The sequence below is a fragment of the Psychrobacter sp. AOP7-A1-24 genome, assembly GCF_052376235.1.
Taxonomy (GTDB): domain Bacteria; phylum Pseudomonadota; class Gammaproteobacteria; order Pseudomonadales; family Moraxellaceae; genus Psychrobacter.
In genome coordinates this window covers 132,095-146,379 of sequence record NZ_JBQSVM010000003.1, presented here as the reverse complement: position 1 = coordinate 146,379, position 14,285 = coordinate 132,095, and the positions used below count along the sequence as shown (strand labels likewise).

The window sequence follows — 14,285 nt, the reverse complement described above, 5'->3', positions numbered from 1 at the left end:
CAGCACCTGTCAATAATAGCGATCTAGCACCATCAGATATGCGTAATGCTCCTGTCGAGAGCACTGTACAAGCCGAAGTAGAAAGTCCTGATGGTGAACTGCTAGCTACTCAACCTGGCGCGGTAGATGTCGAAGAGTCAAATACTGCTGATGTCGATATGGAAATGGGTAATGAAGCAAATGAAATGAACGGCGAAACTGACGAAGTTGAACAAGAAATGGAGGAAACTAACGATACAAATATGGATGTTGAGGCGAGCGATTATAATTAGATCGGATAGTCAAAAAATAAATGATATCTAAAACGCAATCTCTAATTATTACTAATAATATGTATCGGAGCTTTACAATGAAAAAGAATATTTTATCGTTAATTTTGGGTACTACACTTGTATTACCTACACTTGCAATGGCAGCACCAACAGATATGACACCAGCGAACATGCAAAAAGCAGCTGCTGATAGTGCAATGCAAGCTGAAGTGGAAAGTGCAGAGAGTGAGGTCGCTTCTGCTGAAGCTAGCCCATTTCAAATCAGTGAAACTCAAACCATTTCTATTGCGAGAACCAATGGCAATTCAGGCATGGCTACGCAGGTAGAAGGTGTGCAACAACCAGACATGCAACAACCAGACATGCAACAGCCAGATATGCAACAACCAGATATGCAACAACCAGATATGCAACAACCAGATATGCAGCAACCAGACATGCAGCAACCAGACATGCAGCAACCAGATATGCAACAGCCAGATATGCAACAACCTGATATGCAGCAACCTGATATGCAACAACCTGTCATCAGATAGTTAGGTAATATCGGCTAATGCATTACTTGAAATAGTAATTTCGTATTGTATTTTTGAGACAAAAAAAGGCAGCCCTATGGCTGCCTTTTTTGTTATACGTGACTACAAATTTTAGCTACTTTTAATAGTAATTATTTCTTAGCTTTGGTGACGCCAGCTTCTTGTAATAGAGCTCCGAGTGTACCCATCTTACTTGGGGCTTCAGCTTTATCGTTTTTGGCTGGTTTGCTACGATTACTCGAGCTGTCTTTATCGTGACGCTTACCACGTGGCTTAGATGGACGTTTGTCAGCAGCTGGACGATTGCTATTTGTATTATTATTGCGCGGACGACTGGTTTTCTCACCATCTGCACTAGCTGTCGTAGACTTGGCAGCAGTACGTACAGGTTTTTCAGATTCAGGCTTCATACTAAACCCAATACGGCCACGTTTCTCATCGATAGAGATGACACGTACCGACACAATATCACCGGGTTTGACACGATTCATAGGGTCTGCGACAAAGTCATTGGCCATCTGCGAGATATGCACCAAACCATCCTGATGCACGCCAACGTCAACGAAACAACCAAAAGCCGTCACGTTAGTAACCACTCCTTCTAACGTCATGCCTTCGCTTAAATCTTTAATGCTATTGACGTCATCACGGAAATTGGCTGTTTTAAACTCAGGACGTGGATCGCGAGCAGGCTTAGCAAGCTCTTCGATAATCGCTTTTACGCTGACGTTATCGTCGTTAGCAGCCAATGTAGTCGTATCGATAGTATTGAGCACACCATCGTTACCAATGACTTCCGATAATGACTTGTCCGCTTGTGCGAGTAAGCTATCGACCAATGCATAGCTCTCTGGATGCACACCAGTGGCATCTAGTGGATTGCTACCATTACGAATACGTAAGAAACCAGCTGCTTGCTCAAATGTCTTAGTGCCTAGGCGTGGGACATTTTTAAGCGCTTCACGGCTATCAAATGCACCGTGCTCTTTGCGATAGGTGACGATTTGCTGCGCCACATTGCGATTAAGACCTGCGATGTGAGCCAAGATGGCTGGACTGGCTATGTTCACATCCACACCAACGGCATTCACGCTGTCTTGAGTTACTTTATCAAGACTGTCTGCAAGCTGGTTTTGATTAACATCGTGCTGATATTGACCCACGCCAATGGCTTTTGGATCAACTTTAACAAGCTCTGACAATGGATCTTGCAAGCGACGCGCAATAGAAACCGCTCCGCGTACCGAAACGTCTAGGTTAGCAAGCTCATCACTAGCAAGCTCACTTGCCGAATAAACAGACGCGCCCGACTCATTAACAATGACGGCTTTAGCTTTTAGTGCATCGTTCGCGGCCAAAATCTCTTTGATCATCGCATCTGTTTCACGACTTGCAGTACCATTACCGATGGCTACCAAATCAACGTTATAAGTGCTTAACAGCGCATCGATGACTTTTTTGGCTTCATCCATCTTATTATCAGGTGCAAACGGATACACGGTCGCTATCACAGGTTTCTCTTCGCTATCTGACACAACATGACCTTGCGCATCGACGATAGCCATTTTTACGCCATGACGGATACCAGGATCGACACCCAAAATCACTTTTGGCCCTGCAGGTGCAGACATGAGCAAGTGCTGTAAGTTGCTAGCGAACACATCAATCGCATCCGCTTCTGCGGCTAGGCGCTTTTCAGTTAACAAGCGGTGCTCGATATGTGGACGCCACTTGTCTTTCCACAAGCTACTGGCTGCCTCTGCTAAAAACTCGCGACGTGCTGCTGGTGCTTTGGTATCGACATCAAAATGACTGATGATTTTTTCGATAAATGGCGTGTCTTCGCCTTCAATTTTTAGACCCAAGACGTTTTCTTGACGACCGCGCAACATTGCTAATAGGCGATGGTTTGGCAATCGAGCAAGACTTTCACTATGCTCAAAATAGTCTTTGAATTTTTCGCCAACTTCGCGCTTTTCTTCGCTCGCAACACTCGATACGATACTGGCAGTTTTGGCAAAACCACTGCGTAAGTTATCCAACAAGCCCAGTGCTTGTGTCCATTCATCAACTATGATCGCTTGTACGCCAGCGAGTTGTTTTTCGATATCGCTAAAATCAACCTCGATTTCATTACCACTGTCATCAGTGATACTTGACTGGACTTGATAGTCAGCCAAGGCATCCGTCGGGGTGACTTCTTGCGTCAACACCGCTTGGGCAGCATTATCAAGACCAGCGGCACGAGCTTTGGCAGCAGGCGAACGACGACGCGGGCGATATGGCAGATAGATGTCTTCAAGCTCAAGCTTAGACGTCGCATTATCGATACGCGTCTGTAGCTCATCAGTCAGATTGCCTTGTGTGCTTAGTAGCTCAGTAATTTTGAGGCGACGTGTTGCCATGTCACGCTCATAATTAAGAGACTTCTCTAAAGCACGCAGCTGCGCATCATCAAGATTCTGAGTCTTCTCTTTGCGGTAACGCGCAATAAAAGGAACCGTCGCGCCTTCATCATAAAGTTTGACAAACGCATTGACTTGAGCAGTCTTAATGCCAAGCGCGCGAGCAAGCTTGTCGTGAATATTCGCGTGTGTGGTTGCATCTAAAACCTGTGCATTTGTCGAGGTTTGAGATGACGTTAAGGTATCAGTGCTACTCATATACGTATCAATCGTTGAGAAATGTAGCTTTGCATTATAGCAAAAGCTGCATGAATAAAAATCCTTTTTATCTTTTCGTTATTTATTGCGCATTTTATGGCATAAATCCTTCTATATCGCACATCCTATGGACTTATTAAACAAACACATACAGCATTTATTATCATGGGTGATGCAATTCACGGTGCAATCTTATACACTAAAGTAGTAATAACACAAATATTGATATGTGCTGACATATTGAACAATAGTTTTTAATTTTATAATGCGCTTATTCGTAACCAATAATTAAATAATGACGATTAATGGCAATGTTTTTGCTCATAGCTATTTACTTGTCGTTTCTGATAACAATAATTTTTATAAAAGGATGTCTGTATGACCGATAACAACAGCCCTGACACGTTGACGCAGCGTATTTTAGTCGTCGATGATGATGCTCGTCTGCGCTCTTTGTTGCAACGCTTTCTAGAAGATGATGGTTTCGTTGTTCGTACTGCTCATGATGGCAGTCAAATGGATAAACTCATGCAGCGTGAGCTTTTCTCCTTGGTCGTGCTCGATTTAATGCTACCAGGCGAAGATGGTATCAGTATCTGCAAGCGTCTACGTGAAGACAATGCAGATATTCCTATCATTATGCTTACCGCTAAAGGTGGCGACGCTGATCGTATCGCAGGTCTAGAAGCAGGTGCAGACGATTATCTACCTAAACCATTTAATCCAAAAGAGCTTTTGGCTCGTATCAAAGCAGTACTGCGTCGTCAAAACCGAGAATTGCCAGGTGCGCCAAGCCATCAGCTTGAAGTGGTTGAATTTGGGCCATGGACACTGGATTTGTCAACTCGTACGCTTAAACGTGACGGTAATGTCGTTACTTTAACGACTGGTGAATTTTCAGTCCTAAAGGCACTCGTACAGCATCCACGTGAACCATTGACCCGTGATAAGTTGATGAACCTTGCTCGTGGTCGTGAATGGGGTGCAATGGAGCGCTCTATCGATGTACAAGTATCACGTTTACGTCGTCTGATCGAAGACAACCCTTCACAGGCACGTTATATCCAAACGGTTTGGGGCGTAGGTTATGTGTTCGTTCCTGATGAAGCTGAGATAGAAACCATCGAAAGTGAATAACTTTTGGTTGGTCTAATTTCTTTTAATATAGGCCGTGTTTGGTTGCTTACAAGCACGTGCCAATATGATGAGTATACCTGTGAAAAAACCTATGATTTTTCAGAATATACCCTGCACATTAGTGACAGGGTTTTTAGGTGCTGGTAAAACTACTGTCATTAATCAATTACTGGCCACAAAACCTAATGACGAGCGCTGGGCTCTACTGATCAATGAGTTTGGCCGTATCGGTATCGACGGTGCACTTTTAGCGAGTTCTCAAGACAGTGATTTTGAGCAAGAAAATATCGCCATTCGTGAAGTCAGTGGCGGCTGTATCTGCTGTACTAGTCAGCTGCCCTTACAAATTGCAATCAGTCGTCTGCTCAGTGATCATCATCCGCAGCGACTACTTATTGAGCCTACAGGGTTAGCACATCCACGCGATCTGATACTACAACTCAGTGCGCCGCATTGGCAAACCGCACTAAAAATGAATGCCGTGATAACCGTGTTGAGTGGCGAGCAATGGCAACAGAGTAAGTATCGTGATCATGATGGTTTTCAGGCGCATGTCCGTGATGCCGATGTGTTAATCATCAATCGCTATGCCCAATTAAATACTAGCGAAAAACAATCTTTGGTAAAGTGGATAACCAAGCTAAATTCTCAAGTAAAAATCATTTGGATAGCATCAAGACTGGCGTCAGCTGAAACAACAGATTTATCAGAGGTCCAATTAACAGACGCATACTCAGCAACGTTGAAAGATCAGCTGAACAAACCTAGCTATATCATTTCGAATCAACGCAAAGTCAATATCGCTCACTCTCAAAAATCGATGATTGGTTTACGGTCTCAAGGCAATTCTTTAGCCGCTATGCCAGTGTCGAGTCCATCTACAGATGAGCACGAAGCTCAAGACAATATTAATAATGACCTACCCTATCGCTATCATGAAGAGCAGCAAGACTTTCAATTGGCTGGATGGCGACTACCTGCATACTACGTACTAAACGCTGACGACCTACAGAACTGGCTATTAGCATTGCCAAACTGGGAACGTATCAAGGGCGTGGTGCATACCTCTGATGGATGGATGCAGATCAATTTTAACCCTGGTAGTCTAACTACCAAAACTATTGACCCACAGACTGACAGTCGATTGGAAATTATTTTACAATCAGATGGTGATGTCGACACAGCTATAGAAAAAACAGAAAGTAAGAATGATGCTGAAGCGTTATCATCCTTGATAAACTGGGAAAATTGCGATCGCGAACTGATGGCAATGGTTATATAGCAACAGATAAAAAAGGGCGAACATTACTATTTTACCTAGCAATGTTCGCCCTTTTTTTCGAAGCAACTAACTATTTTTTAGCGCAACTGACTGTCTTTACTACCACGACGATTGAACAGCTCAGCTGCTCTTGCTTCTTGTTCAAGTTCCGTCTGACAACTAACGCAATGCTGAATACCAGGCACTGCCAGTCGCCGTGCCTCTGGAATAGGCTTGCCACATTCGTCACACAGCTCAGCACTTATACCTGTTGGCAACGAACGTCTCGCTCGCTCCAACGCATCATTTACAGTTGCATCCATCTGTTCGTGCTCAGCACCATCTCTTGACCAACCACCTGCCATAATTTTACCCTGTTTTTTTATTCGTTATAATCAGACAACACAAATGTCTTTAATAACAAATAGATGGGGCTATCTATAGTCAATTGCAACCTGCGATAGTTTATAAAACTATCAATAAATAATGACGTAATCGATTCACAAACTGCACTACTAATCTTTAGGTTGTAGCTCAACTACCTGGCCACGTACGCCAATACTTTCATCACTCATCAGACAAACATAGCCAGCCATAATGTCCTCAGGCGTTTTTAAGCTCATAGGGTTTTCACCTGGATAAGCATGCGCACGCATATTGGTACGAGTACCGCCTGGATTTACACAGTTAAAGCGTAGATTAGTGGTGTTCTGAGTTTCTTGAGTAAAAATATCACTCATACCCTCTACTGCTTGTTTTGAGAGTGCATAAGCCCCCCAAAAAGCGCGAGGATGCGTACCTACAGTGCTAGAGGTAAAGACAACAGAGCCATGATCAGCATCTTTCAATAGTGGCAATAACGCTTGGGTCAACATAAAAGTCGCTGTGAAATTTACTTTCATCACTTGGGCAAAAGTATCGACGTCATACATCTCAAGTGGCGTCAGTTGGCCTAACACGCCAGCATTGTGCAAAATACCATCTAACTGTCCGATTTCTTTGTTAATTAGTCCTTCAAGCTGCTGCATTTCAGCGTAAGTTGCCCCTTCTAGGTTCATCGGCAACATAGCAGGCTGTTTACCACCAAGGCTTTCAATTTCATCGTAGACGTATTCAAGCTTGCTACTAGTGCGCCCTAACAATAAAACAGTGGCACCATAACGAGCGTAGGTCAATGCAGCAACACGGCCAATACCATCCCCTGCACCAGTCACTAAGATAGTCTTACCATCTAGGCAATTACTGGATGGCACAAAGCTACGAATATCGTCATGAGTCAAAGGCTGAATAGGACTTTGAACCGTTTTTTTATTGTCTTTCTGATCGACTGGTTGATCATTGTTGTCACTCATGGCATTACTCACTACTTATCATCAAATCGTTAAGGATATATGCTTATGGTTGTAAAACTGGTGATATATAATTGGTATTCTAGCTTTACTACTAACGCTATGAAAACTGCCTATAGAAAGACAGCTTAGAAAAGTGCAGTCTATAAATACTCAAACTTACCAGAAGAGAGTAATAATTTATTTAACTGCTCAGGCGTATCCGTAATATAGTCGGCACCCCATTTTTTCAAAGACTTTTGATCTTCAGGTGGAATATATCCATAAGCAGCCAAAATCGTTGGCATACCAGCTGCATTACCCGCTTCAATATCACGTACATGATCACCGACATAGACTACGCAGCCCGCCGCACCTCGGGGTATACCAAGCTTTTCTAACGCCATATACATCGGTTCTGGGTCTGGTTTGGTGCGTGATACATCATCTGGACATACTAGAGCCGCACAACGTTGATCCAGTTGCATCTCACTTAGTAGCTTTTCGGCTAAGTAACGCGGCTTATTGGTAACGATACCCCACGGCACACCCTTTGCTTCAAGTTCGGTCAATACCGCTTCAAGTGCTTGAAACACGCAACTATCGACGCAGATATCTGCTTCATAATCGTCTAAAAATTGCTGACGAAATTCAAGCAACGCCTCTTCGCTGACTTCGAGTTGGTCATTATGCCTTAGCATCAGTTGTACCATGGCTGAGGCACCCGCAGAGACTTGCTCACGAATTTCCACTTCAGGCGGTGCTTGCCAATCATTTTCGAGGCTCATCTTACCAATGATACGAACAAAATCAGCAGCAGTGTCGATTAATGTCCCATCAAGGTCAAATAAAACAGCTTTTACAAATTGGGTCATAGTGAATGCTCTTGAAATTGATGATGTGTTTAGTGAAAGTATGGTAAATAAATGACTGTATGTAGCATCAAACCAGTGGCTTTTGTACGGCTATCATATAATTAACATCAACGTTTTGGGCAAGCCAATAGCGTTTGGTCAGCGGATTATAATGTAAACCGATAATATCTTGACGGACAAATTCAGTATTGAGTGCCATTTTATCCAGTTCAGCCGGCGTAATAAATTTGGCATAGTCATGGGTACCGCGATCAAGCAATCGCAGTACATACTCTGCACCAACAATGGCAAACAGATAAGACTTAGGATTGCGATTAATCGTTGATAGTACGCAAACCCCGCCAGGAGCTAGCAACTCATAGCAAGCCTGCACAATCGAACTAGGGTCTGGCACATGCTCTAGCATCTCCATGCAAGTCACCACATCAAACTGACCAGCATGCGTTTTTGCCAACTCTTCAACGGGTATATGCTGATAACGAAGCGTATTCTCTAGCTGGCTTTGTTCAGCATGCAACGCAGCAGCCTTTAGGTTTTCTGTACCTAAATCAATTCCTGTCACATCAGCCCCACGGCGTGCCATAGATTCTGACAATATTCCGCCGCCGCATCCTACATCAAGTACTTTTTTGCCAGCAAGTCCTTGCTCAGCGGTCTTGTTAGCAGTATCGTTATTGCTAGCAGCATTTTGATAGCCACGTTTGACGTTTTCTTCTATCCAATTTAAACGTAATGGATTAATTTCATGTAATGTTGCAAACGCGCCTGTATTGCTCCACCACTCACTTGCCAAGTTATTAAATTTTTCGACTTCACTAGGATCTACGTTTATGGTGTTAGACTCTGCATTATTGAAAGCGGTATTATTATTTTGATCACTTGAAGTTGACGAAGAATTTAAAGCTGAGCTCATGGTATGTTCCTTGATTGTCACTATCGTTATTATCGTTTACCGTGCACGATTATGTACTTAATATTAGCATGAGAGTAGCATTTTTGTCGTAAGCACATCGTCACCGATTGTGAATAAGTTTAAACTTTACCCTATTTGTTAGGCAGTATTTTAATATAGAAAAGATATATCCTTATAATAATATCGCAACCTAATACTCTGAACAGTTTTGCACCACGCATAGAAATAAAGCAGACACTTAAGAAACAGTAGGTTCAGAAACTAACAAGCAATATACCTTAAATAATAGCTAACAGCTTTACAACTATTGGTTAAGAATGCGATTCACAAGTACATACTTTTTACGTTATCATAGTCGATACTTTGTTATTGTTCGATTATACTCGGCGCTGTCTAGTTTAGACGCTTTAAAAGTTATATATTTTGGAGTGTCACATGTTTAACAACTATACAGGCACCAACCTCTTAACCCATTCTAAGTCTCCACACCTCAAGGATAAAGTATGAAACGTGTCATCACACTGACTGGTCTAGCTATGGCCATCGGACTTGCCTCTATGGGCGCACAAGCTGCAGACTATGTCGCTGGAAAAGATTATCGTGTGCTAGACAACCCAGAGAAAATCAGCGGTGATGCTATCATTGTTCGTGAATTCTTTTGGTATGGTTGCCCACATTGTAATGCGCTTAACCCGCATATGGAAAAATGGGCAAAGAACAAAGATAAAGATGTTGCCTTCTTTAAAACGCCAGCGGCAATGAATCCTGTTTGGGAAACCAACGCTCGCGGTTTCTATGCAGCGCAGTTACTAGGATTCGAAAACAAAACACATGATGCTTTGTTTAACGCAATCCATAAAGACGGTAAAAAACTGTTTGACCAACAGTCACTAAGTAAATGGTATGGCTCACAAGGTGTTGACGAGAAAAAATTCAATAGCCTTTACAACTCATTCGCTGTTGGTACAAAAATTGGTCGCTCACAAGCTGGCGCTAAACGCTATCAAGTAACGGGTGTACCAACCGTGGTGGTACAAGGTAAATATGTCATCAGCGGTCAAGACGCTACTGTACCTAAGATCGTTGACTTTTTAGTTGATAAAGTACGTGCCGAAAAGAAATAACTCAAGTAATAAAGATTTAAATCATATACATGACGTATGATACGATCCAACTGTATGTCATGCACAAAAAAGCCAATCAATTTATGATTGGCTTTTTTGTGCATGGTTTTTTAGCTAGCTATTTTCTAACTATCCATTTTTAACTAACGATATTTTAATTAATGGCTTTCTAGCTTGGTGTCGGTGTTATTTTTTTAGCTGCGATAAAATAGCCACTTCACGAACATAACTCGCCAAATCTTCTTTAGACTCTGCTAGCAACTCATCATCTTGCATATGTTTGGCATACTCTATCCACAATAGTAACTGGTACATGCTGTGGTGCTCAGAAGCTTTATATTGCTTCACAAACTGCTTAAGCGTACCTTCATCATTGATATTTAGACGCTCGTACCAGCTCTCTATTTTTGAGACTTGCTCTTTAGGAAAAAAGGCATCAAATAGTGCTTTTATCAGCTCATGACGATTCTCTTCAATCATGAGTTTGCCAACACGTTTGGTCTGACGATTGCGAGCATTAGCACTAGTAATATCAGCGAGCGCCATTAGCTCTGCCATGAAGTAATCGCTGGCAGGTAAGGCTTTTAGCTGTTTTTTCGATAGGCTAGCAAGCGGTATAGATAACTGCTGCAAGCGCTCATGGGCTTTTTTGAGTTCTGTGCGCGAGACGCGCATGTCCTGTTCTTTCCAGTCAATCATAAAAGCTTTCCAAAATAATAATTAATAAATTAAATAGTGTCTGATATCACTACCAACGACTTTTTTCGCGGTGTTTTGCCAATACTTTTACGCCTTTAGGCATAGCATTAGCAAGGCGACGTTGTAGATGATCAGTGATAAAAACAGAGCGATGTTTGCCGCCCGTACAGCCTATGGCAACCGTGACCGTATGACGATTGTTGTGCAAAAACTCTGGTAGCCAACGGGTCAAAAACTTATCAATATCACTCATCATCTCTGCTACTTCTGGATAATCTGAAAAGAATGTGCCTACCTCAGTATCTAAACCTGTCGAGTCACGTAACTCAGGGTTCCAGTGCGGATTCGGTAAAACCCTAACATCGAATACAAAGTCAGCATCAATAGGGCTACCGTATTTAAAACCGAAGGACAGTAGATTGATGACAATCTGGTTGTCCATGCCTATATGTTCACGCAAACTGTCTTTTAGCTGATGGATATTTAAACTACTGGTATCAATCCTAATATCAGCATGACCAGCAATTGGCTCTAACAGTTCAACTTCTTTTCTGATAGCGGCAGGTAAATTAAAGGCAATATGTTTAGCATTATCACTGTCAGTATCTTGAGACATCAAAGGATGTACACGGCGCGTTGCATTAAAACGAGCTATCAGCGTACTTTCCTGTGCAGTCACATATAGAATCTGTACCGCATTGGAGCCATAAGTTTCCTTAAGAGAGGCATACGTTACTGCAAAATTAGATAGATCAGCACGTGGCGTTCGAATATCAACACCAAGCGCTATACGATGAATGCCGCTTTCGTTAACCAGTTTATGAGCAGCATTAGGTAATAAAGACAGCGGCAGATTATCAATAGAGTAATAGCCCAAATCTTCTAAAATATTCAATACTGAGGTTTTACCAGATCCCGAACGCCCTGACACCACCAATATACTGAGCTTATTCGTAGACATCTGATCCACTACCGATACTGACGTATTAACATTTTGATCCTGACTTACACCCATGATCTACTCACCCAAGTCTATTGTATCCAGCCTACTGATATGTCATAAGAGCCTAATTTATCACTACTAACTGATTGTCTAGTAAGCGCGCTCGTCCTAGCCAAGCTGCAACTAAAATAACGATGTTTTTGTTTTCTGTATTAAAGGTTGTAGAGTCGCTCACAACAGAACCTAGCGCTTCAGTCTTTACTTCCAAATAATCAATAATAAAACCTGTATCACTAATGCGTGCCCGTGTATCTACTAACAGTTGGTCGAATGCTTGTTGACTAAGATCAGTACGTTTTAATTGCAGAGCAAATTCTTGCAATGCTTGATGTAGTACAGGGGCAATCTGTCGTTCATCTGCACTTAAGTATTGATTGCGCGATGATAGCGCCAAACCATCATCAGCACGAACAATAGGTGCGCCGATGATGTTAATAGGATAACTCAAGTCACGTACCAGTTGCTTAATGATAGCAAGCTGCTGATAATCTTTTTGTCCAAATACTGCCACATCTGGCTGTACGATATTGAACAGTTTAGAGACAACGATGCCAACACCATCAAAGTGTCCAGGACGTGACTGACCACATAGTTGATTTGCGATATCTCCAGCCAACACAGTAGTAGGTGGTGGTAATACTGGATACATTGCATCAATACTAGGTGCAAACACGTAATCTGTACTAATTGTCGCAAGCTTGGCCACATCTGCATTTAGCGTACGTGGATAGCTATCAAAATCTTCTCCAACGCCAAACTGAGTGGGGTTAACGAAAATACTGACTACCACTACATCTGCATACTGTTTGGCAATTCTTACCAGCTCAAGATGACCGTCATGTAGATTACCCATTGTTGGTACTAACGCGATACGCTGCTGACGCTCTTGTTTATCATGTTGCTGACCACGATAAGGCTGAAGCGCTTCACGTAGTGATGAGATATCATGATGAATAATTGGAGACATGATTACTTTTCTTCTATTCAAACGTTCTGTTGTTCAATAGCTTTAATAACTTCAAAATCAGCTAAATTGGTGCTGCTCAGTCGGGAAGCTACCTTCGCGTACTGACTGCTGATAGAGTGCAAAAGCACCTTCGATACTGTTCGCGCTATTGCGCTCATCCGTTAAGAAATCATGGACAAAACGTGGCACTCGGCCATGTGCCATACCAAGCATGTCGTGCATCACTAGCACTTGACCATCAGTATCTGCACCAGCACCAATACCAATGACTGGCACGGCAACGGTTTCAGTAACGGCTTTTGCAAGCTCAGCAGGCACACATTCTAATACCAGCAGTGCAGCACCAGCGGCTACGACTGCTTTGGCATCAGCAAGCAGTTTATCAGCCGCTTGATCACCACGACCTTGGATTTTATAACCACCAAACACGTTGACTGATTGCGGAGTCAAACCAAGATGTACACAAGTTGGTGTACCTGCTTGCGCCAAGGTCGTTACCAATTCGCACAGCTCACTGCCGCCTTCAATTTTTACGACATGCGCCCCTGCTTGCATTAGTGTGCGGCTATTAGCAACGGCTTCTGGTAATGTCACATAACTCATAAATGGAAGATCAGCTAATATCAGCGCATGTTTGTTACTACGGGCAATATTGGCAGTATGATAAGCCATATCCTTAACTGTCACAGGTAGCGTTGAGTCATGGCCTTGTACAACCATGCCCAAGCTATCGCCAATTAAAATCGTATCAATTTCAGCTTTTTCCATCATTCGTGCAAACATCGAGTCATAACAGGTTAAGCAAGTGAACTTAGTACCGTCTTTTTTAAATTTATTTAGAGTAGATAATGTCGTCATATGACCCTCAATTAATCTGCAATGCCTTTGATTATTAATATTGCTACTATCCGAGCTATGCTTGAAATACGTTAGACAAATCTTTCAAACATTTAACGTCTGTCACTTAGTATTAGTTATTTATAATCAACTGCTTGATATTAATGTTAAACCTGTCCAATCGCTACTTTGGGAATAGTCACCTATCGACTTACCTGCGATGGTTAAATTTGGCGACAACTCTCGCAGTGGTATTAAGACAAAATTGCGCTCACTTAAACCAGCATGCGGTACTGTCAGTGTTGGATCAGTAATCTGCATTTCACCGTACAGCAAAATATCAACATCTAGACTACGTTCACCCCAACGACGCAAACGTGCCCGCTTGGCTGACTCTTCTAACTGCTGACAAAAAGTAAGCAGCTCGTAAGGGGCAAGTGTCGTCTCAAAGCCAGCCACTGCATTGACAAAATCTGGCTGATCTTGTGGACCCATCGGTGCTGAAGCATAAAAAGAAGAGACACTTACTTCGCGTAACTGCTTATGTGCTCGCATTACTGCAAGCGCCTGCTGCAAATGATCGGTAGGCGTACCCAGCTCATTAGCGAGGTTACTACCTAAGCCCACATAACAGGTAACCCAGTTAATATCATCTGTACTGTTATTCATA

At 42.6% G+C, this 14,285-nt stretch carries 15 protein-coding genes; 5 read left to right on the top strand and 10 right to left on the bottom strand.

Going from position 1 to position 14,285, the window contains the following annotated elements:
* Positions 1-272, top strand: a 272-nt coding sequence (locus ACT3QQ_RS02435; RefSeq protein ID WP_444526770.1) for a hypothetical protein, incomplete at its 5' end; no start/stop codon positions are given.
* 77 nt (positions 273-349) lie between these two features.
* Positions 350-808, top strand: a complete 459-nt coding sequence (locus ACT3QQ_RS02430; protein WP_444526769.1) for a hypothetical protein — start codon at positions 350-352, stop codon at positions 806-808.
* Between the two features lie 131 nt (positions 809-939).
* Here the strand turns inward: ACT3QQ_RS02430 and ACT3QQ_RS02425 are convergent, their stop codons facing one another.
* Positions 940-3,471, bottom strand: coding sequence for a Tex family protein (locus ACT3QQ_RS02425; protein ID WP_444526768.1), 2,532 nt, complete (start codon positions 3,469-3,471; stop codon positions 940-942).
* Positions 3,472-3,849: 378 nt separating this feature from the next.
* Between ACT3QQ_RS02425 and ompR the strand changes: the two genes are divergently transcribed.
* Entirely contained in the window at positions 3,850-4,608 is a 759-nt protein-coding gene (gene ompR, locus ACT3QQ_RS02420) for an osmolarity response regulator transcription factor OmpR (RefSeq protein WP_444522669.1), read from the top strand.
* Between the two features lie 64 nt (positions 4,609-4,672).
* The gene (locus tag ACT3QQ_RS02415) at positions 4,673-5,890 is read left to right on the top strand and encodes a CobW family GTP-binding protein (RefSeq protein ID WP_444526767.1); all 1,218 of its coding nucleotides are present in this window, start codon (positions 4,673-4,675) and stop codon (positions 5,888-5,890) included.
* A gap of 77 nt (positions 5,891-5,967) precedes the next feature.
* Here ACT3QQ_RS02415 and ACT3QQ_RS02410 read toward each other — a convergent pair whose 3' ends face one another.
* The 4 genes from ACT3QQ_RS02410 to ubiG form a co-directional block, all read right to left on the bottom strand.
* The gene (locus ACT3QQ_RS02410) at positions 5,968-6,234 is read right to left on the bottom strand and encodes a DksA/TraR family C4-type zinc finger protein (RefSeq protein WP_444519931.1); all 267 of its coding nucleotides are present in this window, start codon (positions 6,232-6,234) and stop codon (positions 5,968-5,970) included.
* Between the two features lie 150 nt (positions 6,235-6,384).
* Complete coding sequence (locus ACT3QQ_RS02405) at positions 6,385-7,221, bottom strand: YciK family oxidoreductase (protein WP_444526766.1); 837 nt, start codon at positions 7,219-7,221, stop codon at positions 6,385-6,387.
* A 140-nt stretch (positions 7,222-7,361) separates the two neighbouring features.
* Complete coding sequence (locus ACT3QQ_RS02400) at positions 7,362-8,072, bottom strand: HAD family hydrolase (RefSeq protein ID WP_444526765.1); 711 nt, start codon at positions 8,070-8,072, stop codon at positions 7,362-7,364.
* 67 nt (positions 8,073-8,139) lie between these two features.
* Positions 8,140-8,985 carry a bifunctional 2-polyprenyl-6-hydroxyphenol methylase/3-demethylubiquinol 3-O-methyltransferase UbiG gene (gene ubiG, locus ACT3QQ_RS02395; RefSeq protein WP_444526764.1) on the bottom strand — a complete coding sequence of 282 codons (846 nt, stop codon included), beginning with the start codon at positions 8,983-8,985 and terminating at the stop codon, positions 8,140-8,142.
* A gap of 503 nt (positions 8,986-9,488) precedes the next feature.
* Here ubiG and ACT3QQ_RS02390 point away from each other — a divergent pair.
* Positions 9,489-10,109, top strand: a complete 621-nt coding sequence (locus ACT3QQ_RS02390; protein ID WP_444519935.1) for a thiol:disulfide interchange protein DsbA/DsbL — start codon at positions 9,489-9,491, stop codon at positions 10,107-10,109.
* 186 nt (positions 10,110-10,295) lie between these two features.
* Here the strand turns inward: ACT3QQ_RS02390 and yjgA are convergent, their stop codons facing one another.
* The 5 genes from yjgA to folK all read right to left on the bottom strand — a co-directional run bounded on the left by yjgA (position 10,296) and on the right by folK (position 14,284).
* On the bottom strand, positions 10,296-10,808 hold the full coding sequence (yjgA, locus tag ACT3QQ_RS02385) for a ribosome biogenesis factor YjgA (RefSeq protein WP_444519936.1): 513 nt from the start codon (positions 10,806-10,808) through the stop codon (positions 10,296-10,298).
* A 49-nt stretch (positions 10,809-10,857) separates the two neighbouring features.
* A complete protein-coding gene (rapZ, locus tag ACT3QQ_RS02380) occupies positions 10,858-11,769 on the bottom strand; it encodes an RNase adapter RapZ (protein WP_444526775.1) in 912 nt (303 codons plus the stop codon).
* Between the two features lie 106 nt (positions 11,770-11,875).
* A complete protein-coding gene (panC, locus tag ACT3QQ_RS02375) occupies positions 11,876-12,778 on the bottom strand; it encodes a pantoate--beta-alanine ligase (RefSeq protein WP_444526763.1) in 903 nt (300 codons plus the stop codon).
* Between the two features lie 57 nt (positions 12,779-12,835).
* Positions 12,836-13,636 (bottom strand): 3-methyl-2-oxobutanoate hydroxymethyltransferase, encoded by an 801-nt coding sequence (gene panB, locus ACT3QQ_RS02370; RefSeq protein ID WP_444526762.1) that lies wholly within the window; start codon positions 13,634-13,636, stop codon positions 12,836-12,838.
* A gap of 126 nt (positions 13,637-13,762) precedes the next feature.
* A complete protein-coding gene (gene folK / locus ACT3QQ_RS02365; RefSeq protein ID WP_444526761.1) occupies positions 13,763-14,284 on the bottom strand; it encodes a 2-amino-4-hydroxy-6-hydroxymethyldihydropteridine diphosphokinase in 522 nt (173 codons plus the stop codon).
* Position 14,285 lies beyond the last annotated feature (1 nt).

What these genes read in the sequence shown, in the direction of transcription:
- ACT3QQ_RS02405 (WP_444526766.1), bottom strand. Translation starts at nt 7,221, where the DNA reads ATGAGTGACAACAATGATCAACCAGTCGATCAGAAAGACAATAAAAAA.
- ompR (WP_444522669.1), top strand. Translation starts at nt 3,850, where the DNA reads ATGACCGATAACAACAGCCCTGACACGTTGACGCAGCGTATTTTAGTC.
- folK (WP_444526761.1), bottom strand. Translation starts at nt 14,284, where the DNA reads ATGAATAACAGTACAGATGATATTAACTGGGTTACCTGTTATGTGGGC.
- yjgA (WP_444519936.1), bottom strand. Translation starts at nt 10,808, where the DNA reads ATGATTGACTGGAAAGAACAGGACATGCGCGTCTCGCGCACAGAACTC.
- ACT3QQ_RS02400 (WP_444526765.1), bottom strand. Translation starts at nt 8,072, where the DNA reads ATGACCCAATTTGTAAAAGCTGTTTTATTTGACCTTGATGGGACATTA.
- ACT3QQ_RS02425 (WP_444526768.1), bottom strand. Translation starts at nt 3,471, where the DNA reads ATGAGTAGCACTGATACCTTAACGTCATCTCAAACCTCGACAAATGCA.
- ACT3QQ_RS02415 (WP_444526767.1), top strand. Translation starts at nt 4,673, where the DNA reads ATGATGAGTATACCTGTGAAAAAACCTATGATTTTTCAGAATATACCC.
- ACT3QQ_RS02410 (WP_444519931.1), bottom strand. Translation starts at nt 6,234, where the DNA reads ATGGCAGGTGGTTGGTCAAGAGATGGTGCTGAGCACGAACAGATGGAT.
- panB (WP_444526762.1), bottom strand. Translation starts at nt 13,636, where the DNA reads ATGACGACATTATCTACTCTAAATAAATTTAAAAAAGACGGTACTAAG.
- ubiG (WP_444526764.1), bottom strand. Translation starts at nt 8,985, where the DNA reads ATGAGCTCAGCTTTAAATTCTTCGTCAACTTCAAGTGATCAAAATAAT.
- ACT3QQ_RS02390 (WP_444519935.1), top strand. Translation starts at nt 9,489, where the DNA reads ATGAAACGTGTCATCACACTGACTGGTCTAGCTATGGCCATCGGACTT.
- ACT3QQ_RS02430 (WP_444526769.1), top strand. Translation starts at nt 350, where the DNA reads ATGAAAAAGAATATTTTATCGTTAATTTTGGGTACTACACTTGTATTA.
- rapZ (WP_444526775.1), bottom strand. Translation starts at nt 11,769, where the DNA reads ATGTCTACGAATAAGCTCAGTATATTGGTGGTGTCAGGGCGTTCGGGA.
- panC (WP_444526763.1), bottom strand. Translation starts at nt 12,778, where the DNA reads ATGTCTCCAATTATTCATCATGATATCTCATCACTACGTGAAGCGCTT.